The sequence below is a fragment of the Saccharomonospora xinjiangensis XJ-54 genome (genome assembly GCF_000258175.1).
Lineage (GTDB): Bacteria > Actinomycetota > Actinomycetes > Mycobacteriales > Pseudonocardiaceae > Saccharomonospora > Saccharomonospora xinjiangensis.
In genome coordinates this window covers 3,033,196-3,059,564 of the sequence record NZ_JH636049.1, presented here as the reverse complement: position 1 = coordinate 3,059,564, position 26,369 = coordinate 3,033,196, and the positions used below count along the sequence as shown (strand labels likewise).

Below are 26,369 nucleotides of genomic sequence, written 5' to 3'. Positions count from 1 at the left end.
ATCACGAACTCTGGCTGAAGTACTAACTCGGCGCGCTCGTTGTGGTCCCCGAGCCAGCAGTGACGGCCAACTTCGGCGAGCTCGGCTTGGCGCTGCCGCCAGTCGGGCATCCACAGGTTCATGCGCCTTCGCCAGGCGCGTCCGTGAGAGCTACCGCCTGGCCTCGTCGCGTGGGCCTGTCGGCGTGCCCGACGAGCGCCCAGGATCGCAAGGTGCAGGGGCGTCCGCGTACTCGAAGTACGTGGACGTTTCTCCACCGCAGCGAGGCGCCGCCTGAGCGTCGCGAGCCGAACAGACCACGGTGTCGGGGCTCTCAGACGTGGTCGGGCTCCAGTTCCCGCCTGCTCTCACTGTGGGCCGGGTCGGCCGGAAGCTGGGCGATCGCGTGAATTCTGGGCTTCGCGATGCGGCGGTAGTCCTCGGTCGCCAACGCCACGGAGCGGTCGAGGCGTGCGGCGTTGAAGAAAATCTCGTCGTGGTCCAGCAGCAACGGGTCCACGACGAGATCGAGTTCTTCGGTGAAGGTCACCGGCAGGATCGTGCCGCTGACGCTGCCGGAGAGCCGCTCGGCCGCCTCGTTGTCGGCGAACCCGGCGTAACGGGCGTTGTAGAGCGCCTTCACCACACCGAGGTCCACACGCGTGTGGCCCGGCACGACGGCGAGCACGTATTTCCGCGTCTTCCTGTCCACTTTGACCAGTACGACGACACACTTGGCTGCCTGCCGCACTGGGTGTCCGCGCAGTCGGCTGACCGGTTCCGTCCGGCCTTCAGGCTCATGGTCGATCAACCGATACGAGGCGCCGTGCTCGTTCAGCAACCCGATCAGACGTTCATATGTGCTCACATCAGCCACGTTCCATCACCAGTCTTGTGAAAAAGCTTGCTTGACTTCGCGGATCCGGTCCTCGTCGCGCCGGTAGAACACCCATTGCTTGATCCGCTTCCCCTCGATCAGTCCCGCCGCCGCCAGCACCTTCAGGTGCTCGCCCGCGGTCGGCTGGCTGACCTTCAGCTTCTGGGCGATCAGGACCCCGCACACCCCGTCGGTCTCCAGGTCCCCGTCCACCTGCGGCGGGAAGTGCGCGACCGGGTCGCGCAGCCACTCCAGGATCTGTAGCCGTCGCTGGTTTGCCAGCGCTTTGAGGACCTCGACCTCCACGAATAAGGGAGTTTGCTAATTGCCTAAGTCACTGTCAAGAGGTGTGGCGATTCTCGTGCGAATGCTCAGGTCGAGCGGGCCGCCGAGCCGACGACGCTCGGCTCACCGCTCTCGGCCTACTGCTGAGCGTCGCGGTCAGATCGCGTGCGGCCACACGGTCAGTGAGTAGGCACTCAACCATGTGCCGATGAGCACGTAACCGGCGAGGACCGCGACGAGTGTGCTCGCGCGCCGGTTGACCAGCCCGATCGCCACGGGCAGCAGCAACACGAAAAGGCCGACGAACACGAATCGCGGCTTGGCGAACGGCAGGCCGCTGCTTCCGAGGGTGAGTGCGACAACACCGGCGCCGTAAGCGACCAGCGGCCACGGCACGCGCCGCACCAGCAGCACCGCGAGCACCACCGTGGCGACCATGATCATCGCGCCGATGGTTTCCCACGCGCGCATCTCGCTCGTCAGCGTGGCCGTGATCCACTCGACCGCCTCGGCGCCGAAATCCCACTCCGTGTTCCAGCCACGCAGTTCGATCGCCTGCCACGTGTCGCCCGTCGCGACGACCACCGTCGCCCACCAGCCGAGCAGCCCGAGCGGCGCGAGCGCCACCGCCGCGAGCGGACGCCATCCCTCCCGCTCACGCCACATCGCCCACACCGCTGCGGCCACCACCACCGCGATGAGCACAACGGCCGTCGAGCGGCTCAGACCCGCGAGCAGGGTGCAGGCACCGGCGAGCCACCAGCGCCGTTCGAGGACACCGACGAGCGCCCAGGCGGCCGCCGCCATGAACAGCGCTTCGGTGTAGACCATGGACAGAGTGATCGACATGGGCGCGGCCGAGGTGAGCACGACAAGGACGAGGCCTACGCACGGCCTCGGGTCGATGTGCTCGGCGATCCGCATGATCGCCGGTACGGCGAGCAGACCGGCCACGGTCGTGACGATGACCCCGGCAACCGGAAGGGGGACGCCGAACACCGCCACGACCGACATCGCGGAGGGCAGTGCGGGGAAGAACGCGAACGGAGCCGCCGAGTACAGGCGTTCGTCTGCGTCGAGGGTGGTCTTTCCAAGCTCGAAATAGCCACGTTCGGCGATGTCGATATACCACTGCCCGTCCCACGGGGCGAACTGGTCGAGAAACGGCTCGTCCGCCACGGCCGCCATCAGCGCGAGCACGCCGACGCCGATCAGACGCGCAAGGAGGTAGGCGCCGATGCCGAGCACCCACATCGGCACGCGCCGATCCCGTACCGGATCGTCACCGCGAAGATTGCCGGTCTGCGGCTCGGGAGAACGGCCGTGGATGACGGGCGACCGACCACCGCGGCATGGGCCGGGCGGCGGGCGGTGGGTGGCTGGGGACGTGGCCACCATGGTCGGGAAGACCTCCACAGGCGAACGCTTCGTCGGTCGATCGGGGCAGCTGCGACTGTCCGACTCGTCGCACCGTTGTCCCGAGCCCGCCAGGAACCGCCGTGAGCCGCGGACGTGCTTTCCCGACGACCAAGGCTCCTCGGTCGCACGCCGAGAAAAACCTTGAAAGTGGGTGCCGCAGGTTCGAATCCCGCCCGGAGGGCAAAGATCACCTTACGAGTCGGCCCGCGACAACACCTCACGCGGGTCGTCCTGCCCTTCGCGGGCCCGCCGGGAAAATCCGAGGCCACCCATTTCCGTGCCTTGCCCTGGCTGTGTCAGGCCCCGGCATGGCGTGATCGCGGTGTGACGGTCAGCGGTGGGCGAAAAAGTACACCGTGCCGGAGACAGCGCGGCCAAGGGCCGAACCGGCGCTGCGGCTTCGCGGTGCGTCCGAGTCCGAGCGAGCCGAGTAGCAGCGCCGGTTCGAGCCGGCTTCACGCGAACGGACTTCCTCGGCGCAAGGTGTAGAGCGTGTCGAGCAAGTACAGATCACCCCACAGCGTTTCGTGACGGTCACCAACCTTGCGCGGCATGTTGAAGCAGCCGTCAAGCAGCATGCCCTGCGGGCGCGAGTCGTCAGCGGACGTCGGTGTCGTGCGGGCGATCAGCGCCTCGAGCATCGGCTTGAGGCGAGCGAGCAGGGGTGCCGCCTGTCCAGGTCCGTCGGGACTGGTCGCCAGACGTGCCAGTGCCGCGGTGACGATCGCCGCAGCCGAGGTGTCAACCGGGATGCCCTCGGCAGGGTCCGCGAAATCGTAGGGAGGTGGCTCGGCACCGCACTGCCGCCACCAGTAGTCGAAGGCGGTCGTGGCGAGGTCGAGGTAGTAGCGATCACGGAAGGTCTCGTAGCCCAGCAGAGCGCCTGCGATCACCCATGCCTGTCCACGACTCCAGCATGAGTTCTCGACGGTCCCGAACAGGGTGAACTCTCGCAGAACAGCGCCCGTTACCGGGTCGAACTCGATGAAGTCCTTGGTCGATCCGTCTTCACGCAGGTAGTACTTCTCCAAGACTTCGGCCATGCGCCGGGGGCCCACCCTGAAAATCTCGTCACCGGTCTCTCGCCAGGCCCACCAGTCGAGTCGGCAATTCGGGTGCAGATTGTCCACTGCGACAATGCTGCGGCTGGCGATCGTTACGTTCCTGACCTGAACTTGGGTGCCGATCGGCATTGCCCCGTTGACCGGCATTGCCATGCTACGCATCGCGTACGCGGCAGCAAGCGCGAGCGTACGCATACTCTGGTCGCCCGTGTATTCGTACAGCCGTGCGGCTGAGTAGTAGAACCGGTGCCCGCGAAATTGATCGTCTTTCTCCAGCTTCCACCGCGAACGCTCCGTTCGCGCGAGCGCCTCCCGAACAAGTGATTCGTCCCCCGTCACCTCTCCAGTGATTCTCAACATCTCGATCCAGTGGCCGTCGCACCAGTCACCGTCATCCGTGGTGGTCCATTCCCCGGTGTCGGGTTCGGCAAAGTACGGCCATTTCTCGCCGACCGCCTCACGTGTCGTACGTACTCGGCCAAGCAGTGCAGCGAAGGCCCGTTCAGCACCGTCGGGAAGGAAATCACTCGTCACGGCAGCTTCCTTTTTCATTATTCCCTCTCATTGATTCGACAGCCGAGCTTCAGTCGAAGAAGGATCGCGTGATCGGCTGACGTCAGTTCTCCACCGCAACCGGACTGGATATCGGCGAGCGATCCTTCGCCTGATCGCCAGTCACGCGGACAAGAAATACACACAGCAGACCGATACCGGCCGCGATCGCCATGTAGATCCCAACGGAAGTGATACCCCAGCGGGAATACAACGCGGTCGCCAACGTAGGGGAGATCCCACCGCCGAGCACAGCTCCCAACTGGTAGGAAATCGACAGCCCGCTGTAGCGAACGTGGGTTCCCACGATTTCGGCGATATACGTCCCCATCGGCGCCCAGTAGGCACCTGCTCCCGCCCAGACAAGCGCGATCGCAAGGACGATGACCGTGGTGTTGCCGGTTTCGAGGAGCTTGAACAGCGGAACGGAGTAGACGACGAGGAACAGCGCGCCGCCCGCGATCACAGGGCGGCGACCGACCCGGTCGCTGAGTGCCCCGAAGGCTATGGTCGTCCCGATCTTGAGGGTTGTCCCGATGACCGTGGCGATGAGCACGACGGAACGGGACAGACCAAGGCCGGTCGTCACGTAAAACACCACGAAAGAAATCACGATATAGGCGAATGTGTTGTAGCCGAGGCTGAGCCCGATACCCGCGAAGGTCTGCCTCGGATAGGCACGGATAACCTCGAGGGCAGGAAGCTTCGACCGTTTACCCGAAGCTTTCGCGGCCATGAAGTCTTTGGTCTCGTGGAGCCGCAGGCGGACGAACAGACCCACGATGACAAGGAGTGCGCTCAGCAGGAAGGGCACTCGCCAGCCCCAACTCAAGAACGTCACCTGGTCGAAACTGGCGACGGCGAGGAACGCGGCGTTCGCCAGAAGGAGTCCCAGCGGCACTCCCGCCATCGGCCATGCGCCGAAAATTCCTCGGCGATGCGGGGGCGCCTGTTCGACGGCGATGAGGACAGCCCCGCCGTATTCGCCACCTCCGGCAAAGCCTTGCAGCAGCCGGAGGGCGACCAGCAGCACCGGCGCCCACGCACCGATCGTGTCGTAGGTGGGCAGTATTCCGATAAGGAAGGTCGCTGCCCCCATGAGAATGAGAGTCAGAGCCAAGACGTTGCGGCGCCCCAACCGATCGCCGAAATGGCCGAACACCAGCCCGCCGAGCGGCCGAGCGATAAATCCCACGCCGAACGAGGCGAACGCCAGGAGGGTTCCGACCAGCGGATCGGCTCCCGGGAAGAACAGCTTGTTGAAAACCAGGGCGGCAGCGAGTCCGTAAATGAAGAAGTCGTACCACTCCAGCGCGTTACCGACGAGCGATGCGATCACATTACGCCGCATTGCCGCATGGCGGGCTTCGTTGCCCTGTTCCATGACAGATCTCCTGATTCAGCTTCCGCCGTCCACCGCACGGGCCGCTTTCTCGTCCGTGTGTGGCGACACCGATGTTGAGCTACCGCACCTCCGCGCCGAGTCGGCCTTGTAGGCGAGACGCACGGGGCTATCCCCTCAACTTTGATTGCGCTGGGCGCAATCCGTGTTGCATACTAAGCGAGTGAGGCGATGACGACAAGAGGTTGACCGGCGATACACTCGCGTTCCGATGAGGCGGTGTCGCCCACCGAGGGGCTGCGGGAGAGCATGAACACTCACAACGGGGACAAGCAGCGCGAGCGGAGCCCGGTCAGTCGTGCGCTCCAGATCTGCGCCGCGCTCGCGGACGCCGACGAGCCGCTCCGCCTGGTGGACATCGCTGAGCGCACCGGTTTCCTGGCATCGACCGCGTCAAGGACACTCAACGAACTCGCCGCGGGCGGATGGGTACACCGCGATGGCAAAGGCCGCTATTTCTTCGGGCCCGCCCTCGTGAAGCTCGCACACGCCACGAGGCTGCGGCACGAGTCGTTCGCCGAGCTGGCGCGCCCGGCCATCCAGGATCTGGCGGACCGGACCGGGCTCATGACCAATGTGCAGACCTTGGAGGCGGAAGGTAGCCGCGTGCTCGCCGTGGCGCGTGCTCGCCGATACGCGGTCGTGCATGACTTCAACGGTGAACTCGTCCCCGCGCACCGCGCCGCAGGTGGTGTCGTCCAGGTCGCCGCTCTGCCACCCGCCCGCCAACAGTCTTACCTCGATCAGGCCAGGAGAGATGGTGGCCGCGAAGCCTGCGAGGAGTTCGCGCGGCAGCTCGAACAGGCGGCACGGATGGGAACGGCCACACTGGCCGGAAAAGTGGAGTCACTGCTGACCGCGACAGCCGCACCGGTCCTGACACCCGACGGTCAGTGCCACGGCGCGATCGCCATCGTCGGGCTCGCACACGAGTTCGTCGGCGCAACGCTGGAGGAAGGCACACACGCGGTGCGAGAAGCCGCGGCTGCCGTCAGCCGGACACTCAGCTCGTCGGGTACGAAGCCGGTCGCTGCGGACGGCTGAGATCGGGGCGACTTCCCGACGGCACCGGCTCCGCTACCCGTTCCCCTTCCGGCCTTCGCCGGGCCGTGGCCACGGCGCGCCGGGGCCGTCGCCTTCCTCGAAGATCAGCCAGGTCCGGCTGCCCCGCACGCCGTCCATGGCGTGAATGTGTTCGAGCACGACGTCGCGGAGGGTGGCGTTGTCCGGTGTGCGGACCAGAAGCAGCACGTCGAAGTCCCCGCCGACGAGCGCGATGTGCTCGATGTAGGGCATCTCGTGCAGTGCGGCCTTCAATGAGCGCCAGGCCATCTGCTCGACGGTGAGCAGCACGTACGCGCTCGTGCCGAGCCCGGCGAGTTTCGGATCGACGCGCGCGCCGAACCCCGTGATCACGCCGTCGCGCGTGAGGCGGTCGAGCCGCGAGTAGGCGTTGGCTCGGGAGATGTTGAGGCGGTCGGCCAGCGCGCGGATGGAGATCCGGGCGTCGTCGGTGAGTGCGGCCAACATGGCCTTGTCGGTGGCGTCGAGCGGGGCCGCCATTCGTCCAGCCGGACTCGCAGGACGCGAAGAAGACTTGGACATTCTGCCGCCTTGGATCGATTCACGAGACTGTCTGTCGCTGATTTCCCATGACTGTTGAACACACAGTGTGCCACGGGCCAGCATTCTCGCCGTTCGACGACCGTGGAGAGGTGGTTGGTGATGGCGGCTCGACGACGCGCGCCTTCCGGTCTGCTGCCGTCCGCGAAGCCGGTCCGGTTCGTGGCCGAGGACGGGAGCGCAGGCCCGCCCCCTGCCGGCTACGCGGAGCCTGCCGAGGACAGGTTGCGTGAGGCGTACCGGCGGATGGTGCTGGGACGGCGGTTCGACACGCAGGCCACCGCGCTGACCAAGCAGGGGCGGCTGGCCGTGTACCCGTCGGCGGCGGGGCAGGAAGCGTGCCAGATCGGCGCGGTGCTCGCGCTGCGCGACGACGACTGGCTGTTCCCGACCTACCGGGATTCGATGGCGCTCGTCGCACGCGGCCTCGACCCGGTCGAGCTCATGGCGTTGTTGCGGGGCACCTGGCACAGCGGCTTCGACCCCTACGCCACCAACACCGCGCCGCAGTGCACGCCGCTGGCGACGCAGACCCTGCACGCGGTGGGCCTCGCGGACGCGCTCCGGCGTCGCAAGGAGGACAGGGTCGTGCTCGCGCTCATCGGTGACGGCGGCACCAGCGAGGGCGATTTCCACGAGGCACTCAACTTCGCCGCCGTGGTGCGCGCACCGGTGGTCTTCTTCGTGCAGAACAACCGGTTCGCGATCTCGGTGCCGTTGGAGAAGCAGACGGCCGCGCCCGCGCTCGCGTACAAGGGCATCGGCTACGGCATCGCGTCCGAGCAGGTGGACGGCAACGACCTCGTCGCCGTGTTGTCGGTGCTCGACAAGGCCGTCGCGCACGCGAGGCAAGGCAACGGGCCGTTCCTTGTCGAGGCGCACACCTATCGGATGGACGCGCACACCAACGCCGACGACGCGACCCGCTACCGCGATGCGGCCGAGGTGGAGCGGTGGCGTGAGGCCGACCCGGTGTCCCGTCTCGAACAACACCTCCGCGAGCGCGAGCTTCTGTCCGATGCGGACGTGGAAGCCGACAGGGCGGCAGCCGAGGAGTTCGCGGCCGACTTCCGGCAGCGCATGAACGAGGAACCCGACGTGGACCCGTTGGAGCTGTTCGACCACGTGTATGCCCGACCGACCCGCGAACTCGCTCGCCAGCGGGAGACGTTGCGGGCCGAACTCGCCGCGCAGGAGGACTGAGGTGGAGCCGATCACGATGGCGCAGGCGCTCAACGCGGCTCTGCGCGACGCGCTCACCGACGACGAGACCGTGCTCGTCTTCGGTGAGGATGTCGGTCCGCTCGGCGGGGTTTTCCGCGTGACCGACGGCCTGACAAGGGATTTCGGCGAGGACCGGTGTTTCGACACGCCGCTGGCCGAGTCCGGCATCGTCGGCCATGCGGTTGGGCTGGCGATGGGCGGGTTCCGGCCGGTGGTCGAGATGCAGTTCGACGCGTTCGCCTATCCCGCGTTCGAGCAGATCACCTCGCATGTGGCCAAGCTGCGCAACCGCACGCGTGGCCGGGTCGAGTTGCCGATGGTCATCCGCATCCCCTACGCGGGCGGTATCGGCGGGGTCGAGCACCACTGCGACTCCAGCGAGGTCTACTACACGCACACGCCGGGGTTGACGGTCGTCACGCCCAGCACGCCGCAGGACGCCTACGACCTGCTGCGGGACGCGATCGAGTCGCCGGACCCCGTGGTGTTCCTCGAACCGAAGTGCCGGTACTGGGCCAAGCAACCGGTGTCGTTCGAGCGCTCGGGAACGGCGTTCGACCGCGCCGCCGTCCGCAGGAACGGCGACGACGTCACGCTGATCGCGTACGGGCCGATGATGGCCACGGCGCTGGAGGCCGCCGAAGCCGCAGCGGAGGAGGGTAGGAGCGTCGAGGTGATCGACCTGCGCACATTGTCCCCTGTGGACGACGAGACGATCGTCGAATCGGTGCGGAAGACCGGAAGGGCCGTCGTGGTGCACGAGGCGTCCGGGTTCTGCGGCTACGGCGCCGAGATCGCGGCGCGGGTGACCGAGCGATGCTTCCACCACCTGCACGCGCCGGTGTTGCGGGTGACCGGTTTCGACGTTCCGTATCCTCCTCCGAAGCTCGAAACGCATCATCTGCCCAGCGTGGACAGGATTCTCGACGCGATCGATCGCCTGCAATGGGACGACGAGGTCGTCGTCGCGGGAGGGGCGCTCGATGGCTGACTTCCTTCTTCCCGACCTCGGCGAGGGCCTGACCGAGGCGGAGATCGTGCGCTGGCTGGTCGAGGTGGGCGACGAGATCACCGTTGACCAGCCCGTCGTGGAGGTGGAGACGGCCAAGGCCGCGGTCGAGGTGCCCGCGCCGTTCGCCGGAACGGTCACCGCACGGCATGGCGAACCCGGCCAGACGCTGCCCGTCGGCACCCCGTTGATCACCGTCGAGCAGGCGGGCGGGTTCCGCGAACCCGGAGTGGTGACCGGCAGCGAAGGCAGCGGCAACGTCCTCATCGGCTACGGCACCCCGACCGCCTCACGGCGGCGTCGGCGGAGGGTCGGCTCCGAGCAGGCAGTGCCGGAGCAGGCCGTTTCCGAGCAGGCCGTGGCGCAGCACACCGCGCCGCAGGGCGGCGGCCACAGCGCCGAGCGTCCCACTCGGTCCCACAACCGCCGCCCTGCCGTGATCTCCCCGCTGGTTCGCAAGATCGCGCGAGACAACGGGATCGACCTCACCACGGTGGCCGGCAGCGGCCCGGGCGGCATCATCCGCCGCACCGACATCGAAGCGGTGCTTGCCGCGCGGACCGGGGCGTCCGAATCGCGCGACGAACGGAAGGACGACCGGCGGGTTGACCGGCAAGGCGGCCTCGCCGCCGAGCCGCGAGACGGTGAGCGCCGGATTCCCCTTCGCGGGCTGCGCAGAGCGGTCGCCGAGAAGCTGCGCACCTCCCGCCGCGAGATCCCGGAGGCCACGGTCTGGGTCGATGTCGATGCCACCGAGCTGGTCGCCACCCGCGCGGCGCTCAACGAGCGCAACCCCGAACGGCCGTTGAGCCTGCTCTCGCTGCTCGCGCGGTTCACCGTCGCCGGTCTGCGCCGCTACCCCGAGCTGAACTCCCGCGTCGAGCAGGACGAGATCGTCGTACTCGACGCCGTGCACCTCGGATTCGCGGCGCAGACCGAACGCGGTCTCGTCGTTCCCGTCGTGCATGATGCCCACCGGCTGACCACCCGCGAACTCGCGGAGGCCATCGGCAGGCGCACCGCCTCGGCGATGGACGGAACGCTGGGGCCTGCCGAGCTGACCGGCGGAACGTTCACCGTGAACAACTACGGGGTGTTCGGTGTGGACGGTTCGGCCGCCATCATCAACCATCCCGAGGTGGCGATCCTCGGCATGGGCCGGATCATCGAGCGGCCGTGGGTGCACAACGGCCAGGTGGTCCCGCGCACGATGTGTCAGCTCACCCTCGCGTTCGACCACCGGGTCTGCGACGGCGGCACGGCAGGCGGCTTCCTGCGGTTCGTCGCCGACTGCGTCGAATCCCCCGTCACCGCGCTGGGAGACCTCTGAGACCTTTGAGGGCATCGAGGCGGCGCCTCGGCGTCAGTCGTGCTCCGCGATCTGGATCAGGTTGCCGCAGGTGTCGTCGAAGACCGCGGTCGTCACCGTGCCCATCCGCAGCGGCTGCTGGGTGAACCGCACACCCAGCGCCGTGAGGCGTTCGGCTTCCGCGTGCACGTCGGACACCGCGAACGAGGTGAACGGGATCCCGTCGGCCACAAGCGCCTCCTTGTAGGGCCGCGCGGCAGGGTGGCCGTCCGGCTCCAGGAGCAGTTCCGTGCCGTCGGGGTCCTCCGGCGACACGACGGTCAGCCAGCGCGCGTCGCCGAGCGGGATATCGTGCTTCGTGGTGAACCCGAGCACCTCCGTGTAGAAGCGGTGGGCCTTCTCCTGGTCGTCCACAAGAACACTGGTGACGTTGATCCTCATGTCTCGGTCCTTCCGTTGAGGTCTCTCACCGGCCAGCGGTCGGCGATGGCTCGCAGTGGTGACGTGTCGAGCCAGTGGAACTTGCACCGGCCCTGCTTGCGCGTGGTGATCAGACCTGCGTCCTCCAGCACACCGAGGTGCTGCGAGATCGCCTGCCTCGACGAGCCGAGACCGTGTTTGGTCGTGAGCCGGCTGCACAGCTCGAACAGCGTCTGACCGTTCCGCTCCTGCAACTCGTCGAGGATGGCGCGCCGGGTGGCGTCGGCAAGTGCCTTGAACACGTCACTCACACCGGCCACAATAGGCAAGTGAATGCTTGCCTGTCTAGCTCTCGCGCCACGCGAAGTCGGCGAGCTGCTCGTCCAGCGGGGCCCGGGTCAGCCGATTGGCGAGCGTGGACGTCGTGTAAGCGCCGATGCCGAGCACGACCTCAAGGGCGTTGCGTGTCGTGAAGCCGTGCTCGAGGAATGCCCGCAGCGCGGCGTCGTCCACCGCGCCAGCCGTGGCGATGACCTCAAGAGTGAAGACCCGAAGGGCCTCCAGTCGCTCGTCGTCGAGAGGCCGCTGCTCCCGCAATGCGGCAACGAGCGACGGCGCGGCCCCCAGCGCGGCGAGCTTCGCGGTGTGTATGGCGACGCAGACCTCACAGCTGTTGCGGGTCGCGACGGCAAAGATCACCACCTCCCTCTCCACCGGATCGAGGGTTGTGGCCTCGAACAGGGCGCTGAGCTTGAGGAACCCGTCGAGCAGGTGCGGAGACTCGGCGAGACGCCGCACCGGCGCCGGCAGGTAGCCCATCTTCTCGGAGACGCCGGTCATCGCCCTGCGGGACGCGGGCGGAGCGGTCTCCAACGTGTGGTCCACGAACACGATTCGTTCCTCCACGGTGCGGCGAGCGCACCTAAACTAGACAACATGGTTGACGAAAAAGTAAATGAGGTTGTCGATTATGGCAAGGGGTGAACCCGCCGGATTCGTGCTGCCGTTGCTGCTGTTCGGCGGCTTCCGCGCGATCATCGACGAACTGCACGCCGAACTCGCCAGGCAGGGCCATCCGGACCTGCGCCCCGCACACGGCTTCGCCATGCAGGCCATCGGCCGCTCGGGAACCACGGCCACCGAACTGGGACGACGCCTCGGCGTGTCGAAACAGGCCGCGGGAAAGACGGTGGCCCGGCTCGAATCCCTCGGCTACGTCGAGCGGATCGACGACCCCGCCGACGCGCGTCGCAAGAGAATCCGCCTGAGCGAAAGGGGAAGCGACGTCCTCGCACGCTCCGCCGTGATCTTCGAGCGACTGCGACGGCGGTGGGCGGCCACGCTCGGCGAGGAGCGGCTCCGCGACCTGGAGTCGGCCCTGCGCCAGATGCAGCCCCACGCCCACTTCCCGCTCGACTCGGGAAGCTGGTTCGGCGCGTGAGAACGGATTGTCGGTGTCCACACCTAGCGTCTGGACCATGGACGTCATCCTCATCCCCGGCTTCTGGCTCGACGGTGCCTCGTGGGGCGCCGTCACGCCCACGCTGGAACGGGCGGGTCACCGCGTGCACGCGCTGACCCTGCCGGGGCTCGAATCGCCGGACGCCGACCGGCGAGGCATCACACTGCGCGACCACATCGACGCCGTCGTCGCCGTCGTGGATCGCTGCGAGGACAAAGTCGTCCTCGCGGGCCACTCCGGAGGTGGCGCCATCGCGTACGCGGTCGCCGACGCGCGACCCGACCGCATCGCCCGCGTCGTCTACGTCGATTCGGCCCCGCTGCCCCACGGGCGGCCGATCAACGACAAATTGTCCGTTGTGGACGGTGCGATTCCGCTGCCGGACTGGTCGGAGTTCGAGGAGATCGATCTGCGGGATCTCAGCGACGAGTTGCGGGCGTCCTTCCGCGCGCGGGCGGTGCCTCAGCCAGCCGCCGTCGCGAACGATCCCCTGGTGCTCGCCGACGAACGGCGCTACGACGTGCCGACCACGGTGATCGCCTGCGAGTTCTCCAGCGACCTGGTGCGGGAGATGCTGGCGCAGGGAAATCCGATGGCCGCCGAACTCGGCAAGATCCGCGACGTCGAGCTCGTCGATGTCCACACGGGGCACTGGCCGCAGTTCACCAAACCGGCCGAGCTGGCCGAGGCGATCCTTCGCTGCGTGGAGATGAGCTGAAAAATCGGCGTGGCGGCGACGGCTCGTTCGGCATGATGGCCGGATGGACGACGTCACCATCCGCCTCGCCACGCCAGCCGACCTCCCCGCCGTCGCCGCGCTGCGATGGGAATGGCTGCGGGAGAACGGTGACACACCCGCTGTCGATCGTCAGGAGTTCGCCGCCCACCTCGTCGCGTGGGCAAAGGAGAACGAGGAGACACACCGCTGTCTCGTGCTGGCCCGCCACGAGGTGGTGATCGGGATGGCGTGGCTGGCACTCGTGCAGCGGGTGCCGACCCCGCAGGCGCTGTCACGCCGATCCGGTGACGTCCAGTGCGTCTACGTGATCCCCGGCGAACGCGCGTCCGGCCTCGGAGGCAGGCTCATCGACGCCGTGCTGGCGCTGGCACGCGAACTCCGGTTGGAGCGGGTGACGGTGCACTCCACCTTCCGCGCCATCTCGGCCTACTGCCGTGGAGGCTTCGCTGCCTCACCCAGGCTGTTGCAGGCGCGCCCGCGACTGTCGGACCCGGCTGACACCATCGCGCCATGACCGAACGCCCGATGCCGCCATTGGCCGCCGACGAACGCTCGACCCTGGAGGGCTGGCTCGACTTCTACCGCGCCACCCTCGCGGGCAAATGCGACGGGCTCTCCGACGAACAGCTGCGCACCGCGTCGGCGCCGCCGTCGCCACTGACGTTGCAGGGCCTTGTCCAGCACGCGGCCGAGGTCGAACGCAACTGGTTCCGCCGCGTCCTGACCGGCGAGGAGCTGCCGCAGCTCTACGGCCTGTCTCCCGAAGGGCACAGCGGCGGCTTCGACGTCTCCGGCGACGTGCCGTTCGCCGAGGCCGTCGCGACCTGGGAGGCCGAGATCGCCGCAGCACGAGAGAACTGCGCGGCGCACGCACTCGACGACACACAGCCGTTCCCGGCAGGCGGAGAGGTGTCGCTGCGGTGGATCTACAACCACATGATCGCCGAGTACGCGCGCCACTGTGGACACGCCGACCTCGTTCGCGAGCGCATCGACGAAGCCACCGGGGTGTGATGCTGGTTCAGCCGCGCTTGTCGTAGGTGAGGACGGCGACACCGCTGTCGTAGTGCCGCACATCGGTGAGGTCGTAGCGTTCCGGGTCGAAGCTCGCGCCGTGGAACAGCGAGATGCCGTCGCCGGCGACGATCGGGTTGAGCTTGATGATCAGCCGATCGATCTCGTGGCGCAGCGTGGTGGCCAGCCTGCCACCGCCGCAGAGCCAGATGCCCATGCCGTCCTCCCGCTTCAGCTCCCGCACCCTGGCGACCGGGTCTGTGCGCACCAGCTCGACCGTCGGGTCGGGGCTCTCGGTCATCGTCGTGGAGAACACGATGTGGCGTAGATGCCGATAGGCGTTGGTGATACCGGCGCGCAGGCCGATCTCGTAGGAGCCCCGGCCTTCGAGCACGGTATCGAAGTGCTTGTTGGGCGCGTTCTCCATCCCGAGTAGCGGTCGCACGTGTGTGGGATGCATGTCGGGGAACTCGTCACGCAGCGGCTCGACGTGATCGCCCTCCAGCACGAACCACGATGACGGGTCATTGTTGCCGGGGTCGGTGATGAAACCGTCGATCGTCTGGGCCACGAGGTAGGTCAGTTTTCGCATCGGTCACACTCCTGCTCGATCAACCACTCCAGTTGAAGTACTTGAACTGTAGTACTATGGACGCAGTGGTTGTCAAGCGATCGTCAGCAGGAGGTTCGAAAGATGGTCACCAATCCGCAGCGCCGCATCGCGCTCATCGACGCGGCGATCGAGGTTCTCGCCAGGGACGGCGCGCGCGGTCTGACGTTCCGCGCCGTTGACGACGAGGCGGGAGTACCGAAGGGGACCGCGTCCAACTACTTCGCCAACCGCGACGACCTGCTCGGCCAGGCCGCCGAGCGCGTGCATCTCCGAGTCGCCGTGGGCGCGGCCGAAGGCACCGAGACCGATCCGAGGGCGCTGCTCACCCAGTTCATGCACCTGCTGCTGCACCGCATCTCCGACGATCGCGCAGGCTGGCTGGCGCTGCTGGAACTGAGACTCGAGGCGACCCGGCGGCCGGAACTGCGCGCGACGCTCACGAAGACACTGCGCGACAATCTGCACGCGAACATCGAGGGCAGGCGCCAGGGAGATCTTCCCGGCGACGACCTCACGACACTGCTGCTGTATTACGCGATGACCGGGCTGATCCTGGAACACCTCACGTTGCCCGGCGTCCTCGCCGAGGTCGATCTCGACGGACTCGTCGCGGATTTCGTGACACGCGCACTGCCCCGCACGTGAGAAGGCCGCCCACGAGCGGGTCCGTGGGCGGCCTTCGAACATCGGCCGGATCCGGGGGGCTCCCGACAAGGCCCTGCCAACCGGCCTATGCGGCTTGGAGCAGGCGGTACCAGGGCGAGGTCTCGGCCAGCCGGTCGAGAGTTTCCTGCCCCACAAGGCCCGCGAGTTGACCCTGCGCGGTGCGCACAGCCTGGCGAGCCGCCGCGTCGTCACCCAGCGCCTGCTGGATCTGCCACGGCGTGCCGACCGGGATCGGCAGCGGCGGGCCGTGCGGCACACGTTGTGGTTGCCGGTACAGCGTCCGGCCCAAACCGAGGTCACGCGCGGGGTTCAGGTCGTAGCCGTGATCGCCGCTGACGTAGCCGACGAGTCCGTTGGCGAACGCCGCCAGATTGGTGATCATGTTGGTGGAGTTGCAGATGCCGTCGTTCTCGTTGCAGATGTCGTGCACGGCGAGGTCGCCGAAGTCGTGCCCGCCCTTCATGGTGACGCCGGGCAGGATCGTCGGCACGTTCGTCTCGATGCCTCCGGCGATGCCGCCCGCTCCTCCGTCGCCGAACGCCCTGCGCGGATTCCCGTACAGCACGCCGTTCACGAGGTGGTGCGGGATGTCGTCGGTCCGCGCGAGACGTTCGAGCACATCGCCCGCGACGAGAGCGCCCTCCGAATACCCGCTGAGCACGAGCCGTGTGCCGGGACATTCGGCGTGGAGATCGCGAACGGTGCGGTGGAGCTTCTCCGCGCCGCCCGCGACGGATTCGTCGAGCGCTTTCGCGTCCACTCCGGGGAACACACCCGCGTCGTACGGAACCTGGACGATCTCCCAGCCCGCAGGAGGGTTGGCGTTGAACGCCGAGTTGTTCCAGTTCGTGAGCGTCTCGCCGTGCCCGTAGCCGTCGGTCTGGAACACCGCCGTGTCAGGGCAGGCGGTCACCTCTTGTGCCGCAGCAGGAGGCGCGACGACCGTTGTGGCTGTTCCCGCCGAGCCTGCCACGACCACCGCGACGAGCGCCTTCCGCAGCGATCCCTTCGTCATGCGCTGTATCCCTTCGGCGGGATGAGCGAGGCGAGCTGGTCGAAGGTGAGCCAGTAGAACTGGTAGCCGCTGAACGACGCGGGGTCCGCGATCAGCACGGTGCGGTTGACGTCGTTGTAGCCGATCACCGTGAAGTAGTGGTAGATCGTCTGGTTCGGCGGGTAGCCGGGAGGCTGGTTACCGGGAGGCGCGACGATGTTCGCGACGATCGGGTAGTTGTTGTTGATGTTGAGCACGATGTCGCGCCACAGCAGGTCCTTCTGCGCCTGCGTTGGCGGATCGTTGGGCATCTCCTTGGTCTCGTACCAGCCGACGTGGTTGCTCAGCACGCGCGTGACCTGGCCGATCCAGTCGGTTCCACCGGTGTGTGTGCCCAGCTGCGCGGCGAGGTCGGCTTGACTGCGGTAGATGCCTCGGGCCGACAGTGCGATGCGCACCGCCGCCGGTCCACACCAGTAGCCCGTCTCCTGCACCTGGTAGTCCACGTTGAGGACGACCTCGCCCATCGTCCTCGGTTCCTGCGCCACACCGGTGGGCCGGCCTGCGGCGGACTGGCTTGTGGCTGGAGGGCCGCCTGCCTCGACGGCAGCTCCCGCGGCGGCAGGCCCCAGCAGCGGAACGGCGAGCACGACCGTGAGCGCGGCGGCGGAGGCCACCAGTTTTCGCTGACGCATTCCTACTCCCCTGACTCGGAAATGGTTCTTGATAGTGCCAAGAGCGGAGAGACAACAGCCAGTGATTCGGCTGGCTCACCTGTGACATCGCGCAGTTGCGCCATTTCTCGGCGCGGAAGCAGCTATTTCCCGACGTTCGTCTGTTGACCGGAAAAGAGCGACCCCATACCCTTTTCGCGCCCGTAGTGTGCCGGAAACCGGAAGGGGACCGTGCTCGACGTCCTCGTGCCCGACAGCGACCAGGGCCGCGTCTACCGCGCCCTGACGATGCGGGGGCGATCGGATCACCAGGCCATCGCCCGCTACACCGGCCTGCCCGCGTCCACGGTCCTGACCGTGTTGCACACGCTGGCCGGCCTCGATCTGGTCCATGCCGACGACGGCGATCCGGTGCTCTGGGAGGCGGCCTCGCCCGACCGCGTGATGTCGTTGGCGCTGGCCGAGGAGGAGAACCGCAGGGCACGACTGTGGCAGGCGGGAGCGGAACTGGACCGGCTCTACCACCACGCGCGCGCCGCGAGCGGTCCCCTTCGCTACGTCGAGCCGATCGAACATCCGGCGACGCTCATCCTGCTCACCAAGCGGCTCCAGGAGCAGGCCGCCCAGCAGGTGCGCTGGCTCGACCGTCCTCCGTACTACAGCAAACCGCACCATTTCCGGGCTCAGGAGGAAACCCAGGCGCACAGAATGGCCGACGGTATTCGCTACCGCACTCTGTACAGCCAGGCCGTCTACGCCGACCACCGATTGTTTTCCGCGATGACGCGCATGGCCGAGCGGGGAGAGCGTGTGCGCGTGCTACCGGAACTGCCGGTGAAACTGACGATCGGCGACGCGGAGTCTGCGTTGTTGGTGCCGGACCCCGACCGATCCGGTCTCGAAGGCGCCCTTCTGGTGCGCCCTTCCGGATTGTTACGGGCACTGATCGGAATTTTCGAAACACTCTGGACACTCGGAATCCCGGTGACCGATGTGGGCGGTGAGCAGCGCCTCCCGCCGCAGGACAGGGCGATCCTCACTCTCATGGCCGCTGGCGCGACGGACGAGACGATCGCCCGCCGCCTCGACATGTCGCGGCGCACCGTGGTCCGGCGCATCGCCGCGCTGCTCGACCGGCTCGGAGCGACCACCCGGTTCCAAGCGGGAGTGCAGGCGGCGAAGCGCGGACTGCTGTAGCGCTTCGCCGCCCACGCGCTTTCAGAGCATGCTCTCCACGATGTCGGCAGCGGCATCGGCGCCACCGGCCCGGCGTGACTCGGCGCGACAGGACGCCAGAGCGTCGGCCACCTCGGCGGAGTCGGCCACCGACAGCACCGCTTGCCTCAACGACTCCGCCGTGACCTCCGAGGCCGGAAGGTGCACGCCGACCCCGATCTCGGTGAGGCGGTGCGCGTTGAGGAACTGATCGACGGCCTGCGGCACCGCCACCATCGGCACCCCGTGGTACAGCCCTTCGGAGCAACCGCCCATCCCGGCGTGGGTGACGAACGCCGAGGCGTGCTCCAGCACCGCGAGTTGCGGAACCCATCGGTGCAGCTCGATGTTCGACGGCACCGGCCCGAGCGCCGAGGTTTCGACGTACTGCCCGATGGAGATGACCACCTGCCAGTCCAGCCCGCCGAACGCCTCGATGCACGCGCGGTAGAAGTCCGGCCGGTCGGTGTAGGCGGAGCCGAGGGAGACGAGCAGCAGCGGCCGGTCCGGTTTCGGCCATCCGCCCTGGTGTTTCCGCCTGTCGAGAGCGGGGCCGACGAAGGTGTAGACCGATTCGTCCACCCGGTCGGCGTTGGGTTGCATGGCCTTCGGGATCAGCACGGCGCATCTCGGCGGCCGTCCGGTGAACGTGTCGCCGTCGCAGTCGATACCGAGGTCGGCGAGCCACCGGTCGAACCGCCTCCGGTAGGCCGCACCTTCAGTCGTGTCGAGGAAAGCCAGCGCCTCGGCCATGTCCTCCTCGTAGCCCTGCCAGGCCACCATCGACGGCGAAAGCTGGAGCAGCGGGAGATCCCGTCGGTGGGCCAGTGCCCGGCCCGCGTATCCGCCGATGTCGTAGAGAACGGCGTCCGGCGCGTCGCTGGCCAGCGCCGTTTCCAGTTGCGGCAACACGCCCTGCCCCTCGGCGAGGAACAGGTCCATGGCCTCGACACCGCCGTCAGGCCACTGCTCCCCTCGCGACTGGTCGGGCAGGTCGGAGCTGATGATCAACGGTGTCGCGCCCGACGAGGCGGCGACCTCGGCGAACGACTCCGGCACGGCGATGGTGACGCGATGGCCACGCTCGACGAGTTCGGCGAGCACCGGCAGGTGGGGATTGACGTGGCCGTGTGCGCCCACGGTCACCATCAGGATGTGAGACATCTGTGACTCCAGCAGTGAGATCGACTCGGATATGACGAATCAGCCGTCGGGACCCGACGGCTCGCGCGAGGGCGCGGCGATCTCAGAGGTAGAACTGCTGCTGCACGGGCTCACCGTAGCAGGACGGGTACGGCGAGCGACGCCCATCGCCGCTTGACGATTCCGACACCACATCTGCTGTGTCCACAACTTGCCCTGCGTGCCACACCGCCGGCGGCCACGCCCGCATCACCGATGTCCGCACTTACACCGCCACCACCCGGGTCCACAACCTCACCATCAACGGCATCCACACCTACCACGTCGGGTACGCGCAAACACTCGTCCACAACGACTTCGGGTCCGAACTTCCGGGGTTGCCCGCGGACGCACCGAAACCACTGGGACTAGGTTCGACGGGCAGGACGGTTCCCCAAAATTTAACTGAGCAAATCGCGATGACTGAAGTTCGATCGGCGCCCGGTGGTAGGGTGCTGACGAAGGTCCCAATGACCGATCCACGCTGGCCAGCTGAGGACAGATGGGGCAAGATGCAGCATATCGTCAACGGCGTGAACATTCATTACGTCCGAAGCACCGCCACCGGAGCAGTCGATGACTTCAAGTTCAATTGAGAAAGTCCGATGAGGGCCGCTTGTATCTCTAACGATCCTCGTGCGTTATCCGATCATCAGCGGCATCGAGCAGCGGAGTTCGAAAGCGTATATGCGTTGACGATCGGTAAGAGATACCCAATATTGGGAGCGTTATTCAGGTGGCATGGTTGCCTAAAAATAGGACAACGGCCCCGCCGTGTAAGATCGTTTTCCTACCACAGAAGACGATTAACAGGCGGAGCCGTTGCGATACCATTCTACTACAGGACTTTCTGCCGACCAGGTTGAGGAGCTTGTTGCCCGTATTTGGCAGATCGTTCAGTGCGGTCGCGAGCGATCGTGGCCTCCGGCTATGGGACTCTATCGGGCTGTCCTACTGACGTTGATTTATGTTCGGCAGAACCTGAACCAGGCGGCCGTGGGCGATCTGTTCGATGTCAGCCAGTCGACAGTGTCGAGAGTCTATCGACGCATTCTCCCGCTGATCGGAGAGGCGTTATGCCTGCACGTTCCCCACCTCAAAGAAGCGATACGCGGCCGACTTGTCCTCGTCGACGGCACCGACATCCCCACTGGCAACCGTGCAGGTCACGAGGACAACTACTCCGGTAAGCGCCGTCGGGCCGGGCTCAACATCCAGGTGGCAGCCGATACCGACGGCGTCCTGTTGGGAATATCGATACCCCTGCCTGGCGCAATGCATGACCGCAAAGCGTTCACCGAATGCGACTGGGAGGTTCTTCTGGCCGATGCCCCGATCATCGCCGACCCCGCCTACCAAGGAACTCACGCGATCACACCACGCAAAAAACCAAAGGGCGGCGAACTTTCCATCGGAGACAAGGCCAACAACAAAGCTATCTCCTCACTGCGTGCCGCAGTCGAACGGTGCATCGCCCATATCAAGAACTGGAAAATACTCGCCACCGGTTACCGAGGACGACTCGCCGAACTTCCCAACGTCATCCGAGTCATCACCGCATTGGAATTCTACCGACTTGGCTGGTAAGCCTGAATAACGCTCTGGGTATGAGCATCACCGAGAATGTACTCGAATACCTCGTTCGCGATGATTGGGGTAGGCCCTGCTTCGCCCCTGCTGGGTTCTTCGACTTGATGACGGCGCAGATTCCGGAGAACTGGCACTTCGCTTTGAAGGCGGGCGTACATGCTTCTGGAAAAGAACTGTGGTCACATCCTGTTGTGGCACTCTGGGGATACCCTGAGCTTATTGAGGATCCTGAGCATGCGGCTGCACTCGAGGAACAAGAAGCTGCCGCCATAGAGCTCTTCAGTCGTTATGCTGATGCGGCTGAAGAGGACACGTGAATGCCAAGGTTGCCCTATGGAAACCCTTGTCTGTCGAGTGGGGCGATGTCGGTGAGTGTCCACGGCCCACCGAGCATCCCTCACTGAGCCGATTCGGGCGGGTCGCGCCGCCTTCGTCCGCCTCTCCGGCCGCGACGTCCCCTGCGGCGGTTGACGTCGGCGCACGTGCCTGTTTCGGGTGACTGTGCGTCGGCGCCGACCGTGCTGGGTCTCGGTGGGGCGGCGCCGTACTGGGTGGAGTTCGGTTACGACGAGGCCGGTAATCGGGTGTCGGAGGTTCGGCACGAGGTCGAGGGGGACACGACTCGGGCCTACGAGTATCCGTCGGCGGGGCAGGTGCAGCCGCACACGTTGACGTCGGCTCCAGCACATCGGCGTTGGTGCCATGGTGACGTGGCTTAAGCGATCAAGGGCCTATCGATCACCTCGGCTCTGCCGTGAAACGCGCCAGCTTCCGGGTTGCCCGTATGCCGCTCAGCGCCTCGGCCGTCGCGCGCCTTCGTGGTGCTTCCGTCGGCCGACTGCGGTGCCGGTCGAATGCACCAGGTTCTCCCACAGCACAGTCGAAGTCCGCCACGCCAGCATCCTCCGAAACCAGCAGTCCGCCGCCGGGCTCTTCAGCACAGCGACGGTCACGAGGCCATTGGACATGGACAGAACTCACCTGGGTGTCGAGAATGGACTGATCGACGACCTGGCCGCCGAGTTCGCCGAAAGTCGGCGAAGCGCATCGGCTCGTCCTCGTCACGGCCTTCCCGGGCGAGCGCGGGGCGGTAGCCGAGGAGCCACTAAGTGGACGAGCCTGTGCTCCCTCGGTCCCGTGATACACGCGATGCGCTCGAATCCCCGCTCCACCAGGTGTTCGCGAGGTAGGCGCCTGCTCGTCGGTGGCACGCGCCCACGACGGGCAGCACGGACTCCTCGCCCAGGAACCCGGCCTCGCGCCGCTTCCCACGCCCTCGGCTACGGCGACGGCGTCCACGAGACGCCGTGCCAGTAGGCCGCGGTGTCACTGGTCTGCCTCACCACGACGTCGTCGGCCTTCGGCGCGGGCCAGAACTGAAGCAGGTAGGCATCCACCGTGCAGTCCTCGCAGTCGTCGTCCGCGTCGTCCCGGCTCATGTCACGCTGCCCACCGGCGTCCATGTCGCGGGCGCTGTAGCGCACCCGGTAGTCACATTCGGCCAGGTCCAGGTCGTGGCCCCACTCGCCGCACCAGCCCGTCACCTGCGCCGCACCCGACGGCCGGAACGACACCTCGACGACGTCCTCCCAGCGGTCGTCCAGCTCCGGCTCGCCGTCACACACCTCGACGGTGAGCCGGACGCTGCCGGTGTGCAGGCCGGTGACACAGAACAGAACCCCCGGCGAAGCGGCTCCACACAGGCCGTTTTCCTGACCTGCGAAACACTTCTCCATATCCGCGTGCTCGGCACCCGACTCGACGTAGAACTGGCCGTAGTTGACGTACACAGGCCCGTCCAGGACCACTCTCGTGCTCACCGTTTGACGGCCACCCCGCCGAGCATGAGGTTCTCCTCCGGCCACGCCTCGCGCGTGCGCGGCCCCGCGGGCCACCAGTCGTCGAGTCGCACGAGCCCCGGCTCCAGCAACTCCAGTCCGACGAACAGCTTCTCGATCTGCGCGCGCTCGCGCCAGAACCCGCTTCCGAGTCCCGCTTCGTGCAGCTTGCTTTCCAGCTCGTGGGCGTGCCGCGACCACTCGGGGTTCTCCGCCGCGGGGTCCCAGAAATGCGTCATCGCCACGTACGAGCCGGACGGCAGCGCGTCAACGTACGCGCGCATGACCGCCACCGGGTCCTCCTCGTCGGACACGTGGTGAAGCGTGCCGATCTGCATGAGCACCAGCGGGCGGTCGAGTTCGAGATGCCGCGTGATCTCCGGATGGGTGAGCACGTCCTGCGGCTTCGTCAGGTCGGCCTCGACGAACCGGGTGTTCTCGTTCTCCTCAAGCAACGCCCTGCCGTGCGCGTTGCAGATGGGGTCGTTGTCCACGTAGACGACCCTGGCGTCCGGGTTGCTGAACTGCGCGACCTCGTGTGTGTTCTGCACGGTGGGTAACCCGCTGCCGAGGTCGAGGAACTGATCCATGCCCACGATCTCAGTGAGGTAGCGGACCGCGCGCACGAGGAACCTGCGGTTCATCCAGCTGACGTCGCCCTGATGCGGAGCCACCTGTTTGACCAGCTCGAAGACCTGCCGATCGACCTCGTAGTTGTCCTTGCCCCCGAGGCTGGCGTCGTAGACCCTGGCGACCGTCGGCCTCGTGGGGTCGAGCTTCGCCGATGGTGGGATCGTCTGCCCCGGGTTCTGCGCCTGGTCCTGCACTGCGTTGGGCTCCTTCCAGTGGCGGAGACGGTGTCGAACACCTGTGTTGATCACCACTGTGCCACCGAGCGTGATGAGTCAACGCGAGTGTGTCACCTCGGCGCCCGGCGCGGAACCCTTCCAGAGGCGGGTCCCACCACGCCCGAAACCGGGCCGCTGATCAGCACTTCGTGCGCAGTCAAGTACGCCACGCCGAGAATTATCGTAAAAGTAACCGAATCGTTGTGGCGCACATCAAGTTTGGTAGAGAGCGATCGAGCCGAGTCCGCATAGTCGCGAGTGCCCCGATTCGAGTGCGTCGGCCCCCCACCGGCGCGCTTTCCCCCGACACCCACTGGAGTCGCACATATGCGTGCGCGTCATGTCCGGCGGGCCGCGCCGATCGCGCTACTCGCCTCACTGACCCTGATTTCCACCCCCGGCGTCAGCTTCGCGGAGCCCGCGGAGACGGCGACCCAGCAGATCCAGCTCAACCCTGCGGCAGCACAGCAGGACGAGAAGCCACTCGGCGAGCAGATCGCCTCGGCCGAGAAGGCCCTGGAGAAGGTCAAGAAGCAAGCGGCTGACGCCAAGAAGAGGCTCGACAACACGACGTCGCAGCACGACAAGGCGAAGAAGGCCACGGAGGACGCTCGCGGCAGCCTCGTCAAGGCTCGCGCCACGGTCGCCAAGGCCGAGGCGCAGCTGCGGAAGGCGCAGCAGCGCGTTGACGAGCAGTCCTCCGGGTTCAGCTTCGCCGGTGTGGTCAACTCGCTGATGGGCTTCCTCGGCTCCGACGTCACCGACTCGATGAGCCAGGACGTCGATGCCAAGCGCGACGCAGCCGACGACGCGGGCAAGCGCGTCGAGAAGGCGGAACGCGAACAGACCAAGGCCGAGCGCGCCAAGCTCAACGCCGAGAAGGCGCACAAGCAGGCCGCCGCGAAGCAGGACGAGAAGCAGTCCGAATTGGACAAGCTGCACGAGCGGAAGAAGGCCGAGGAGGCCGAGAAGCAGGCCGCCGAGGCTCCCGCGGACGGTGGTGCGGCGGCTCCGGCCGCTCCCCCGCCCCCGCCGCCTGCTCCCGGCGTCGTGAAGCCTGCGGAGGGAACGTTCACCTCCGGCTACGGCGCGCGGTGGGGCACAACGCACTACGGCGTGGACATCGCCAACGCCATCGGCACGCCGATCCACTCCCTCATGTCGGGCACCGTGATCTCGTCGGGTCCCGCGAGCGGCTTCGGCCTGTGGGTCCGCGTGCAGCACGACAACGGCCTGATCACCGTCTACGGGCACATCAACGAGTCGCTCGTGTCGGTCGGTCAGCGCGTCGAGGCCGGTCAGCAGATCGCCACGATGGGCAATCGCGGCCAGTCCACCGGCCCGCACCTGCACTTCGAGATCATCGAGAACGGTGTGAAGATCGACCCGCTGCCCTGGTTGCAGGCCAACGGCATCACCCTGTGATCGCAGGGTCCCGAAGCGAAGGCCACCGTCACCGAGACCCGGTGGCGGTGGCCTTGTCACGCCTTTCGGCACACGGCCTTGTCACACGCCTTTCGGCACGCGGCCGTCACTCACCGCCTCACCCGCCGACGTGCGGTGCGCGGGCCGCGGAACTGCCCTCGCGCACCAGTTCCCCGGTGAGGTTGCCGTTGGCCTCCGAGCCGAGGAACGTCACAAGCCGCGCAACCTCGTCCGGTGTGGACAGACGACGCGACGGGACGGCCGCGGCGAACGTGTCCACGTAATGCGACCCCAGGCTCGGCACCCGCTCGGTGAGCGTGAGGCCCGGCGCGACGACGTTGACGAGGACGCCGTCGCTGCCGGCGTTCCACGCGAGAGCCCGTGCCATACCGTGCAGGCCCGACTTGGCTGTGCCGTAGGGGCCGGGGCCGGGCAGTCCCTCCTCCGCGACGCCGGAGGACACGAGCACGATGCGCCCCCACCGCCGTGCCCGCATCGACGGCAGCACCTGCCGCACCACGTCCGCCGTGCCGAGCAGGTTGGCATCGACCATCGCCTGCCATTCCTCGGCCGGAACGTCCTCGAACCTCGCCGAGAAGTCCGGCGCCGAGCCTCCCCAGCGAACGGCGTTGGCCACGAGCACGTCCACCCCGCCCCAGCGTTGGACCACCGCCGACACGGCAGCGGCGATACCCGCCCTGTCCTCCAGGTCGAGGCGAACGGTGAGTGCTTCGCCACCCACGCTCTCCACCTCCTTCGCGACGCGGGTGGCCTTGTCCTTGTTCGTCCGGTAGGTGAGCGCGACCCTCGCACCCTCACCACCGAACGCGCGGGCCGTGGCCGCGCCGATGCCCGTTGACGCACCGGTGACCAGTGCCACGCGACCTCGCAAACCCATGTCCATCGTGCAACTCCCGAAATCATTGAATAATGAGACGAGTGTATA

The 26,369-nt window shown here is 66.9% G+C and carries 30 protein-coding genes; 14 read left to right on the top strand and 16 right to left on the bottom strand.

All coding sequences use genetic code 11. The annotated features are described in order from the left end of the window. Positions 1 to 313 precede the first annotated feature (313 nt). The 5 genes from SACXIDRAFT_RS13775 to SACXIDRAFT_RS13755 form a co-directional block, all read right to left on the bottom strand. Positions 314 to 847: a YbaK/EbsC family protein gene (locus SACXIDRAFT_RS13775; RefSeq protein WP_006239180.1), complete on the bottom strand. Its 534-nt coding sequence runs from the start codon at positions 845 to 847 to the stop codon at positions 314 to 316. A 15-nt stretch (positions 848 to 862) separates the two neighbouring features. Next, entirely contained in the window at positions 863 to 1,162 is a 300-nt protein-coding gene (locus tag SACXIDRAFT_RS13770) for an ArsR/SmtB family transcription factor (protein WP_006239179.1), read from the bottom strand. A gap of 135 nt (positions 1,163 to 1,297) precedes the next feature. Beyond that, the gene (locus SACXIDRAFT_RS13765; protein ID WP_157599670.1) at positions 1,298 to 2,401 is read right to left on the bottom strand and encodes a putative hexosyltransferase; all 1,104 of its coding nucleotides are present in this window, start codon (positions 2,399 to 2,401) and stop codon (positions 1,298 to 1,300) included. A gap of 614 nt (positions 2,402 to 3,015) precedes the next feature. Then, entirely contained in the window at positions 3,016 to 4,158 is a 1,143-nt protein-coding gene (locus SACXIDRAFT_RS13760; protein WP_040922176.1) for a glycoside hydrolase family protein, read from the bottom strand. Between the two features lie 82 nt (positions 4,159 to 4,240). Beyond that, complete coding sequence (locus SACXIDRAFT_RS13755; RefSeq protein ID WP_006239176.1) at positions 4,241 to 5,560, bottom strand: MFS transporter; 1,320 nt, start codon at positions 5,558 to 5,560, stop codon at positions 4,241 to 4,243. A gap of 237 nt (positions 5,561 to 5,797) precedes the next feature. Between SACXIDRAFT_RS13755 and SACXIDRAFT_RS21810 the strand changes: the two genes are divergently transcribed. Then, positions 5,798 to 6,622, top strand: coding sequence for an IclR family transcriptional regulator (locus SACXIDRAFT_RS21810; protein WP_006239175.1), 825 nt, complete (start codon positions 5,798 to 5,800; stop codon positions 6,620 to 6,622). Positions 6,623 to 6,655: 33 nt separating this feature from the next. On the opposite strand, the gene SACXIDRAFT_RS13745 is transcribed toward SACXIDRAFT_RS21810, so the two are convergent. After that, the gene (locus SACXIDRAFT_RS13745; RefSeq protein ID WP_157599669.1) at positions 6,656 to 7,141 is read right to left on the bottom strand and encodes an Lrp/AsnC family transcriptional regulator; all 486 of its coding nucleotides are present in this window, start codon (positions 7,139 to 7,141) and stop codon (positions 6,656 to 6,658) included. Positions 7,142 to 7,303: 162 nt separating this feature from the next. Between SACXIDRAFT_RS13745 and pdhA the strand changes: the two genes are divergently transcribed. The 3 genes from pdhA to SACXIDRAFT_RS13730 are packed head-to-tail and all read left to right on the top strand — an operon-like array spanning position 7,304 to position 10,764. Further along, the gene (pdhA, locus tag SACXIDRAFT_RS13740; RefSeq protein ID WP_006239173.1) at positions 7,304 to 8,404 is read left to right on the top strand and encodes a pyruvate dehydrogenase (acetyl-transferring) E1 component subunit alpha; all 1,101 of its coding nucleotides are present in this window, start codon (positions 7,304 to 7,306) and stop codon (positions 8,402 to 8,404) included. A gap of 16 nt (positions 8,405 to 8,420) precedes the next feature. Next, positions 8,421 to 9,416 (top strand): alpha-ketoacid dehydrogenase subunit beta, encoded by a 996-nt coding sequence (locus tag SACXIDRAFT_RS13735; RefSeq protein ID WP_040922654.1) that lies wholly within the window; start codon positions 8,421 to 8,423, stop codon positions 9,414 to 9,416. After that, complete coding sequence (locus SACXIDRAFT_RS13730) at positions 9,409 to 10,764, top strand: dihydrolipoamide acetyltransferase family protein (RefSeq protein ID WP_006239171.1); 1,356 nt, start codon at positions 9,409 to 9,411, stop codon at positions 10,762 to 10,764. Before SACXIDRAFT_RS13735 ends, SACXIDRAFT_RS13730 begins: the two co-directional genes overlap by 8 nt. 33 nt (positions 10,765 to 10,797) lie before the next feature. Here the strand turns inward: SACXIDRAFT_RS13730 and SACXIDRAFT_RS13725 are convergent, their stop codons facing one another. The 3 genes from SACXIDRAFT_RS13725 to SACXIDRAFT_RS13715 are packed head-to-tail and all read right to left on the bottom strand — an operon-like array spanning position 10,798 to position 12,054. Continuing rightward, positions 10,798 to 11,184 carry a VOC family protein gene (locus SACXIDRAFT_RS13725; RefSeq protein WP_006239170.1) on the bottom strand — a complete coding sequence of 129 codons (387 nt, stop codon included), beginning with the start codon at positions 11,182 to 11,184 and terminating at the stop codon, positions 10,798 to 10,800. Further along, entirely contained in the window at positions 11,181 to 11,483 is a 303-nt protein-coding gene (locus SACXIDRAFT_RS13720) for an ArsR/SmtB family transcription factor (protein WP_006239169.1), read from the bottom strand. The genes SACXIDRAFT_RS13725 and SACXIDRAFT_RS13720 overlap by 4 nt, the downstream gene beginning before the upstream one ends. Positions 11,484 to 11,508: 25 nt before the next feature. Beyond that, on the bottom strand, positions 11,509 to 12,054 hold the full coding sequence (locus SACXIDRAFT_RS13715; RefSeq protein WP_006239168.1) for a carboxymuconolactone decarboxylase family protein: 546 nt from the start codon (positions 12,052 to 12,054) through the stop codon (positions 11,509 to 11,511). Between the two features lie 64 nt (positions 12,055 to 12,118). On the opposite strand from SACXIDRAFT_RS13715, the gene SACXIDRAFT_RS13710 reads away from it, so the two are divergent. From SACXIDRAFT_RS13710 to SACXIDRAFT_RS13695, 4 genes are read left to right on the top strand one after another with little or no spacing between them, the layout of a single operon-like run. Then, complete coding sequence (locus SACXIDRAFT_RS13710) at positions 12,119 to 12,604, top strand: MarR family winged helix-turn-helix transcriptional regulator (protein ID WP_232285302.1); 486 nt, start codon at positions 12,119 to 12,121, stop codon at positions 12,602 to 12,604. Between the two features lie 37 nt (positions 12,605 to 12,641). Then, positions 12,642 to 13,343, top strand: coding sequence for an alpha/beta fold hydrolase (locus SACXIDRAFT_RS13705; protein ID WP_040922175.1), 702 nt, complete (start codon positions 12,642 to 12,644; stop codon positions 13,341 to 13,343). Between the two features lie 43 nt (positions 13,344 to 13,386). Then, a complete protein-coding gene (locus tag SACXIDRAFT_RS13700) occupies positions 13,387 to 13,878 on the top strand; it encodes a GNAT family N-acetyltransferase (protein WP_006239165.1) in 492 nt (163 codons plus the stop codon). Between the two features lie 11 nt (positions 13,879 to 13,889). Further along, positions 13,890 to 14,378 (top strand): DinB family protein, encoded by a 489-nt coding sequence (locus SACXIDRAFT_RS13695; RefSeq protein ID WP_040922652.1) that lies wholly within the window; start codon positions 13,890 to 13,892, stop codon positions 14,376 to 14,378. A gap of 7 nt (positions 14,379 to 14,385) precedes the next feature. Here the strand turns inward: SACXIDRAFT_RS13695 and SACXIDRAFT_RS13690 are convergent, their stop codons facing one another. Continuing rightward, positions 14,386 to 14,970 (bottom strand): dihydrofolate reductase family protein, encoded by a 585-nt coding sequence (locus tag SACXIDRAFT_RS13690; RefSeq protein WP_006239163.1) that lies wholly within the window; start codon positions 14,968 to 14,970, stop codon positions 14,386 to 14,388. Between the two features lie 102 nt (positions 14,971 to 15,072). Here SACXIDRAFT_RS13690 and SACXIDRAFT_RS13685 point away from each other — a divergent pair, with 102 nt between their 5' ends. Beyond that, positions 15,073 to 15,636: a TetR/AcrR family transcriptional regulator gene (locus SACXIDRAFT_RS13685; RefSeq protein ID WP_006239162.1), complete on the top strand. Its 564-nt coding sequence runs from the start codon at positions 15,073 to 15,075 to the stop codon at positions 15,634 to 15,636. An 85-nt stretch (positions 15,637 to 15,721) separates the two neighbouring features. Here SACXIDRAFT_RS13685 and SACXIDRAFT_RS13680 read toward each other — a convergent pair whose 3' ends face one another. Continuing rightward, positions 15,722 to 16,672 carry a cutinase family protein gene (locus tag SACXIDRAFT_RS13680; RefSeq protein WP_006239161.1) on the bottom strand — a complete coding sequence of 317 codons (951 nt, stop codon included), beginning with the start codon at positions 16,670 to 16,672 and terminating at the stop codon, positions 15,722 to 15,724. Further along, entirely contained in the window at positions 16,669 to 17,346 is a 678-nt protein-coding gene (locus tag SACXIDRAFT_RS13675) for a C39 family peptidase (RefSeq protein ID WP_006239160.1), read from the bottom strand. The genes SACXIDRAFT_RS13680 and SACXIDRAFT_RS13675 overlap by 4 nt, the downstream gene beginning before the upstream one ends. 210 nt (positions 17,347 to 17,556) lie before the next feature. Between SACXIDRAFT_RS13675 and SACXIDRAFT_RS13670 the strand changes: the two genes are divergently transcribed. Further along, complete coding sequence (locus SACXIDRAFT_RS13670; protein ID WP_006239159.1) at positions 17,557 to 18,522, top strand: helix-turn-helix transcriptional regulator; 966 nt, start codon at positions 17,557 to 17,559, stop codon at positions 18,520 to 18,522. A 21-nt stretch (positions 18,523 to 18,543) separates the two neighbouring features. On the opposite strand, the gene SACXIDRAFT_RS13665 is transcribed toward SACXIDRAFT_RS13670, so the two are convergent. Next, on the bottom strand, positions 18,544 to 19,704 hold the full coding sequence (locus SACXIDRAFT_RS13665) for a macrolide family glycosyltransferase (RefSeq protein WP_006239158.1): 1,161 nt from the start codon (positions 19,702 to 19,704) through the stop codon (positions 18,544 to 18,546). 179 nt (positions 19,705 to 19,883) lie between these two features. On the opposite strand from SACXIDRAFT_RS13665, the gene SACXIDRAFT_RS23315 reads away from it, so the two are divergent. The 3 genes from SACXIDRAFT_RS23315 to SACXIDRAFT_RS23080 all read left to right on the top strand — a co-directional run bounded on the left by SACXIDRAFT_RS23315 (position 19,884) and on the right by SACXIDRAFT_RS23080 (position 21,629). Continuing rightward, positions 19,884 to 20,318: a hypothetical protein gene (locus SACXIDRAFT_RS23315; RefSeq protein ID WP_006239157.1), complete on the top strand. Its 435-nt coding sequence runs from the start codon at positions 19,884 to 19,886 to the stop codon at positions 20,316 to 20,318. 334 nt (positions 20,319 to 20,652) lie between these two features. Further along, entirely contained in the window at positions 20,653 to 21,309 is a 657-nt protein-coding gene (locus SACXIDRAFT_RS22460; RefSeq protein WP_198284311.1) for a transposase family protein, read from the top strand. 20 nt (positions 21,310 to 21,329) lie between these two features. Next, positions 21,330 to 21,629, top strand: coding sequence for a hypothetical protein (locus SACXIDRAFT_RS23080; protein ID WP_157599668.1), 300 nt, complete (start codon positions 21,330 to 21,332; stop codon positions 21,627 to 21,629). Between the two features lie 963 nt (positions 21,630 to 22,592). Here SACXIDRAFT_RS23080 and SACXIDRAFT_RS13650 read toward each other — a convergent pair. Both SACXIDRAFT_RS13650 and SACXIDRAFT_RS13645 read right to left on the bottom strand, forming a co-directional pair. Next, positions 22,593 to 23,132 carry a hypothetical protein gene (locus SACXIDRAFT_RS13650; RefSeq protein WP_006239154.1) on the bottom strand — a complete coding sequence of 180 codons (540 nt, stop codon included), beginning with the start codon at positions 23,130 to 23,132 and terminating at the stop codon, positions 22,593 to 22,595. Beyond that, the gene (locus tag SACXIDRAFT_RS13645; protein ID WP_006239153.1) at positions 23,129 to 23,977 is read right to left on the bottom strand and encodes an SAM-dependent methyltransferase; all 849 of its coding nucleotides are present in this window, start codon (positions 23,975 to 23,977) and stop codon (positions 23,129 to 23,131) included. The genes SACXIDRAFT_RS13650 and SACXIDRAFT_RS13645 overlap by 4 nt, the downstream gene beginning before the upstream one ends. Before the next feature lie 348 nt (positions 23,978 to 24,325). On the opposite strand from SACXIDRAFT_RS13645, the gene SACXIDRAFT_RS13640 reads away from it, so the two are divergent. Beyond that, positions 24,326 to 25,423: a M23 family metallopeptidase gene (locus tag SACXIDRAFT_RS13640; protein WP_006239152.1), complete on the top strand. Its 1,098-nt coding sequence runs from the start codon at positions 24,326 to 24,328 to the stop codon at positions 25,421 to 25,423. Positions 25,424 to 25,541: 118 nt separating this feature from the next. On the opposite strand, the gene SACXIDRAFT_RS13635 is transcribed toward SACXIDRAFT_RS13640, so the two are convergent. After that, a complete protein-coding gene (locus SACXIDRAFT_RS13635; RefSeq protein WP_006239151.1) occupies positions 25,542 to 26,327 on the bottom strand; it encodes an SDR family NAD(P)-dependent oxidoreductase in 786 nt (261 codons plus the stop codon). Between the last annotated feature and the right edge of the window lie 42 nt (positions 26,328 to 26,369).

What these genes read in the sequence shown, in the direction of transcription:
- SACXIDRAFT_RS13755 (WP_006239176.1), bottom strand. Translation starts at nt 5,560, where the DNA reads ATGGAACAGGGCAACGAAGCCCGCCATGCGGCAATGCGGCGTAATGTG.
- SACXIDRAFT_RS13745 (WP_157599669.1), bottom strand. Translation starts at nt 7,141, where the DNA reads ATGGCGGCCCCGCTCGACGCCACCGACAAGGCCATGTTGGCCGCACTC.
- pdhA (WP_006239173.1), top strand. Translation starts at nt 7,304, where the DNA reads ATGGCGGCTCGACGACGCGCGCCTTCCGGTCTGCTGCCGTCCGCGAAG.
- SACXIDRAFT_RS13735 (WP_040922654.1), top strand. Translation starts at nt 8,421, where the DNA reads ATGGCGCAGGCGCTCAACGCGGCTCTGCGCGACGCGCTCACCGACGAC.
- SACXIDRAFT_RS13730 (WP_006239171.1), top strand. Translation starts at nt 9,409, where the DNA reads ATGGCTGACTTCCTTCTTCCCGACCTCGGCGAGGGCCTGACCGAGGCG.
- SACXIDRAFT_RS13725 (WP_006239170.1), bottom strand. Translation starts at nt 11,184, where the DNA reads ATGAGGATCAACGTCACCAGTGTTCTTGTGGACGACCAGGAGAAGGCC.
- SACXIDRAFT_RS13710 (WP_232285302.1), top strand. Translation starts at nt 12,119, where the DNA reads ATGAGGTTGTCGATTATGGCAAGGGGTGAACCCGCCGGATTCGTGCTG.
- SACXIDRAFT_RS13705 (WP_040922175.1), top strand. Translation starts at nt 12,642, where the DNA reads ATGGACGTCATCCTCATCCCCGGCTTCTGGCTCGACGGTGCCTCGTGG.
- SACXIDRAFT_RS13700 (WP_006239165.1), top strand. Translation starts at nt 13,387, where the DNA reads ATGGACGACGTCACCATCCGCCTCGCCACGCCAGCCGACCTCCCCGCC.
- SACXIDRAFT_RS13695 (WP_040922652.1), top strand. Translation starts at nt 13,890, where the DNA reads ATGCCGCCATTGGCCGCCGACGAACGCTCGACCCTGGAGGGCTGGCTC.
- SACXIDRAFT_RS13690 (WP_006239163.1), bottom strand. Translation starts at nt 14,970, where the DNA reads ATGCGAAAACTGACCTACCTCGTGGCCCAGACGATCGACGGTTTCATC.
- SACXIDRAFT_RS13685 (WP_006239162.1), top strand. Translation starts at nt 15,073, where the DNA reads ATGGTCACCAATCCGCAGCGCCGCATCGCGCTCATCGACGCGGCGATC.
- SACXIDRAFT_RS13680 (WP_006239161.1), bottom strand. Translation starts at nt 16,672, where the DNA reads ATGACGAAGGGATCGCTGCGGAAGGCGCTCGTCGCGGTGGTCGTGGCA.
- SACXIDRAFT_RS13675 (WP_006239160.1), bottom strand. Translation starts at nt 17,346, where the DNA reads ATGCGTCAGCGAAAACTGGTGGCCTCCGCCGCCGCGCTCACGGTCGTG.
- SACXIDRAFT_RS13665 (WP_006239158.1), bottom strand. Translation starts at nt 19,704, where the DNA reads ATGTCTCACATCCTGATGGTGACCGTGGGCGCACACGGCCACGTCAAT.
- SACXIDRAFT_RS22460 (WP_198284311.1), top strand. Translation starts at nt 20,653, where the DNA reads ATGGGACTCTATCGGGCTGTCCTACTGACGTTGATTTATGTTCGGCAG.
- SACXIDRAFT_RS23080 (WP_157599668.1), top strand. Translation starts at nt 21,330, where the DNA reads ATGAGCATCACCGAGAATGTACTCGAATACCTCGTTCGCGATGATTGG.
- SACXIDRAFT_RS13640 (WP_006239152.1), top strand. Translation starts at nt 24,326, where the DNA reads ATGCGTGCGCGTCATGTCCGGCGGGCCGCGCCGATCGCGCTACTCGCC.
- SACXIDRAFT_RS13635 (WP_006239151.1), bottom strand. Translation starts at nt 26,327, where the DNA reads ATGGACATGGGTTTGCGAGGTCGCGTGGCACTGGTCACCGGTGCGTCA.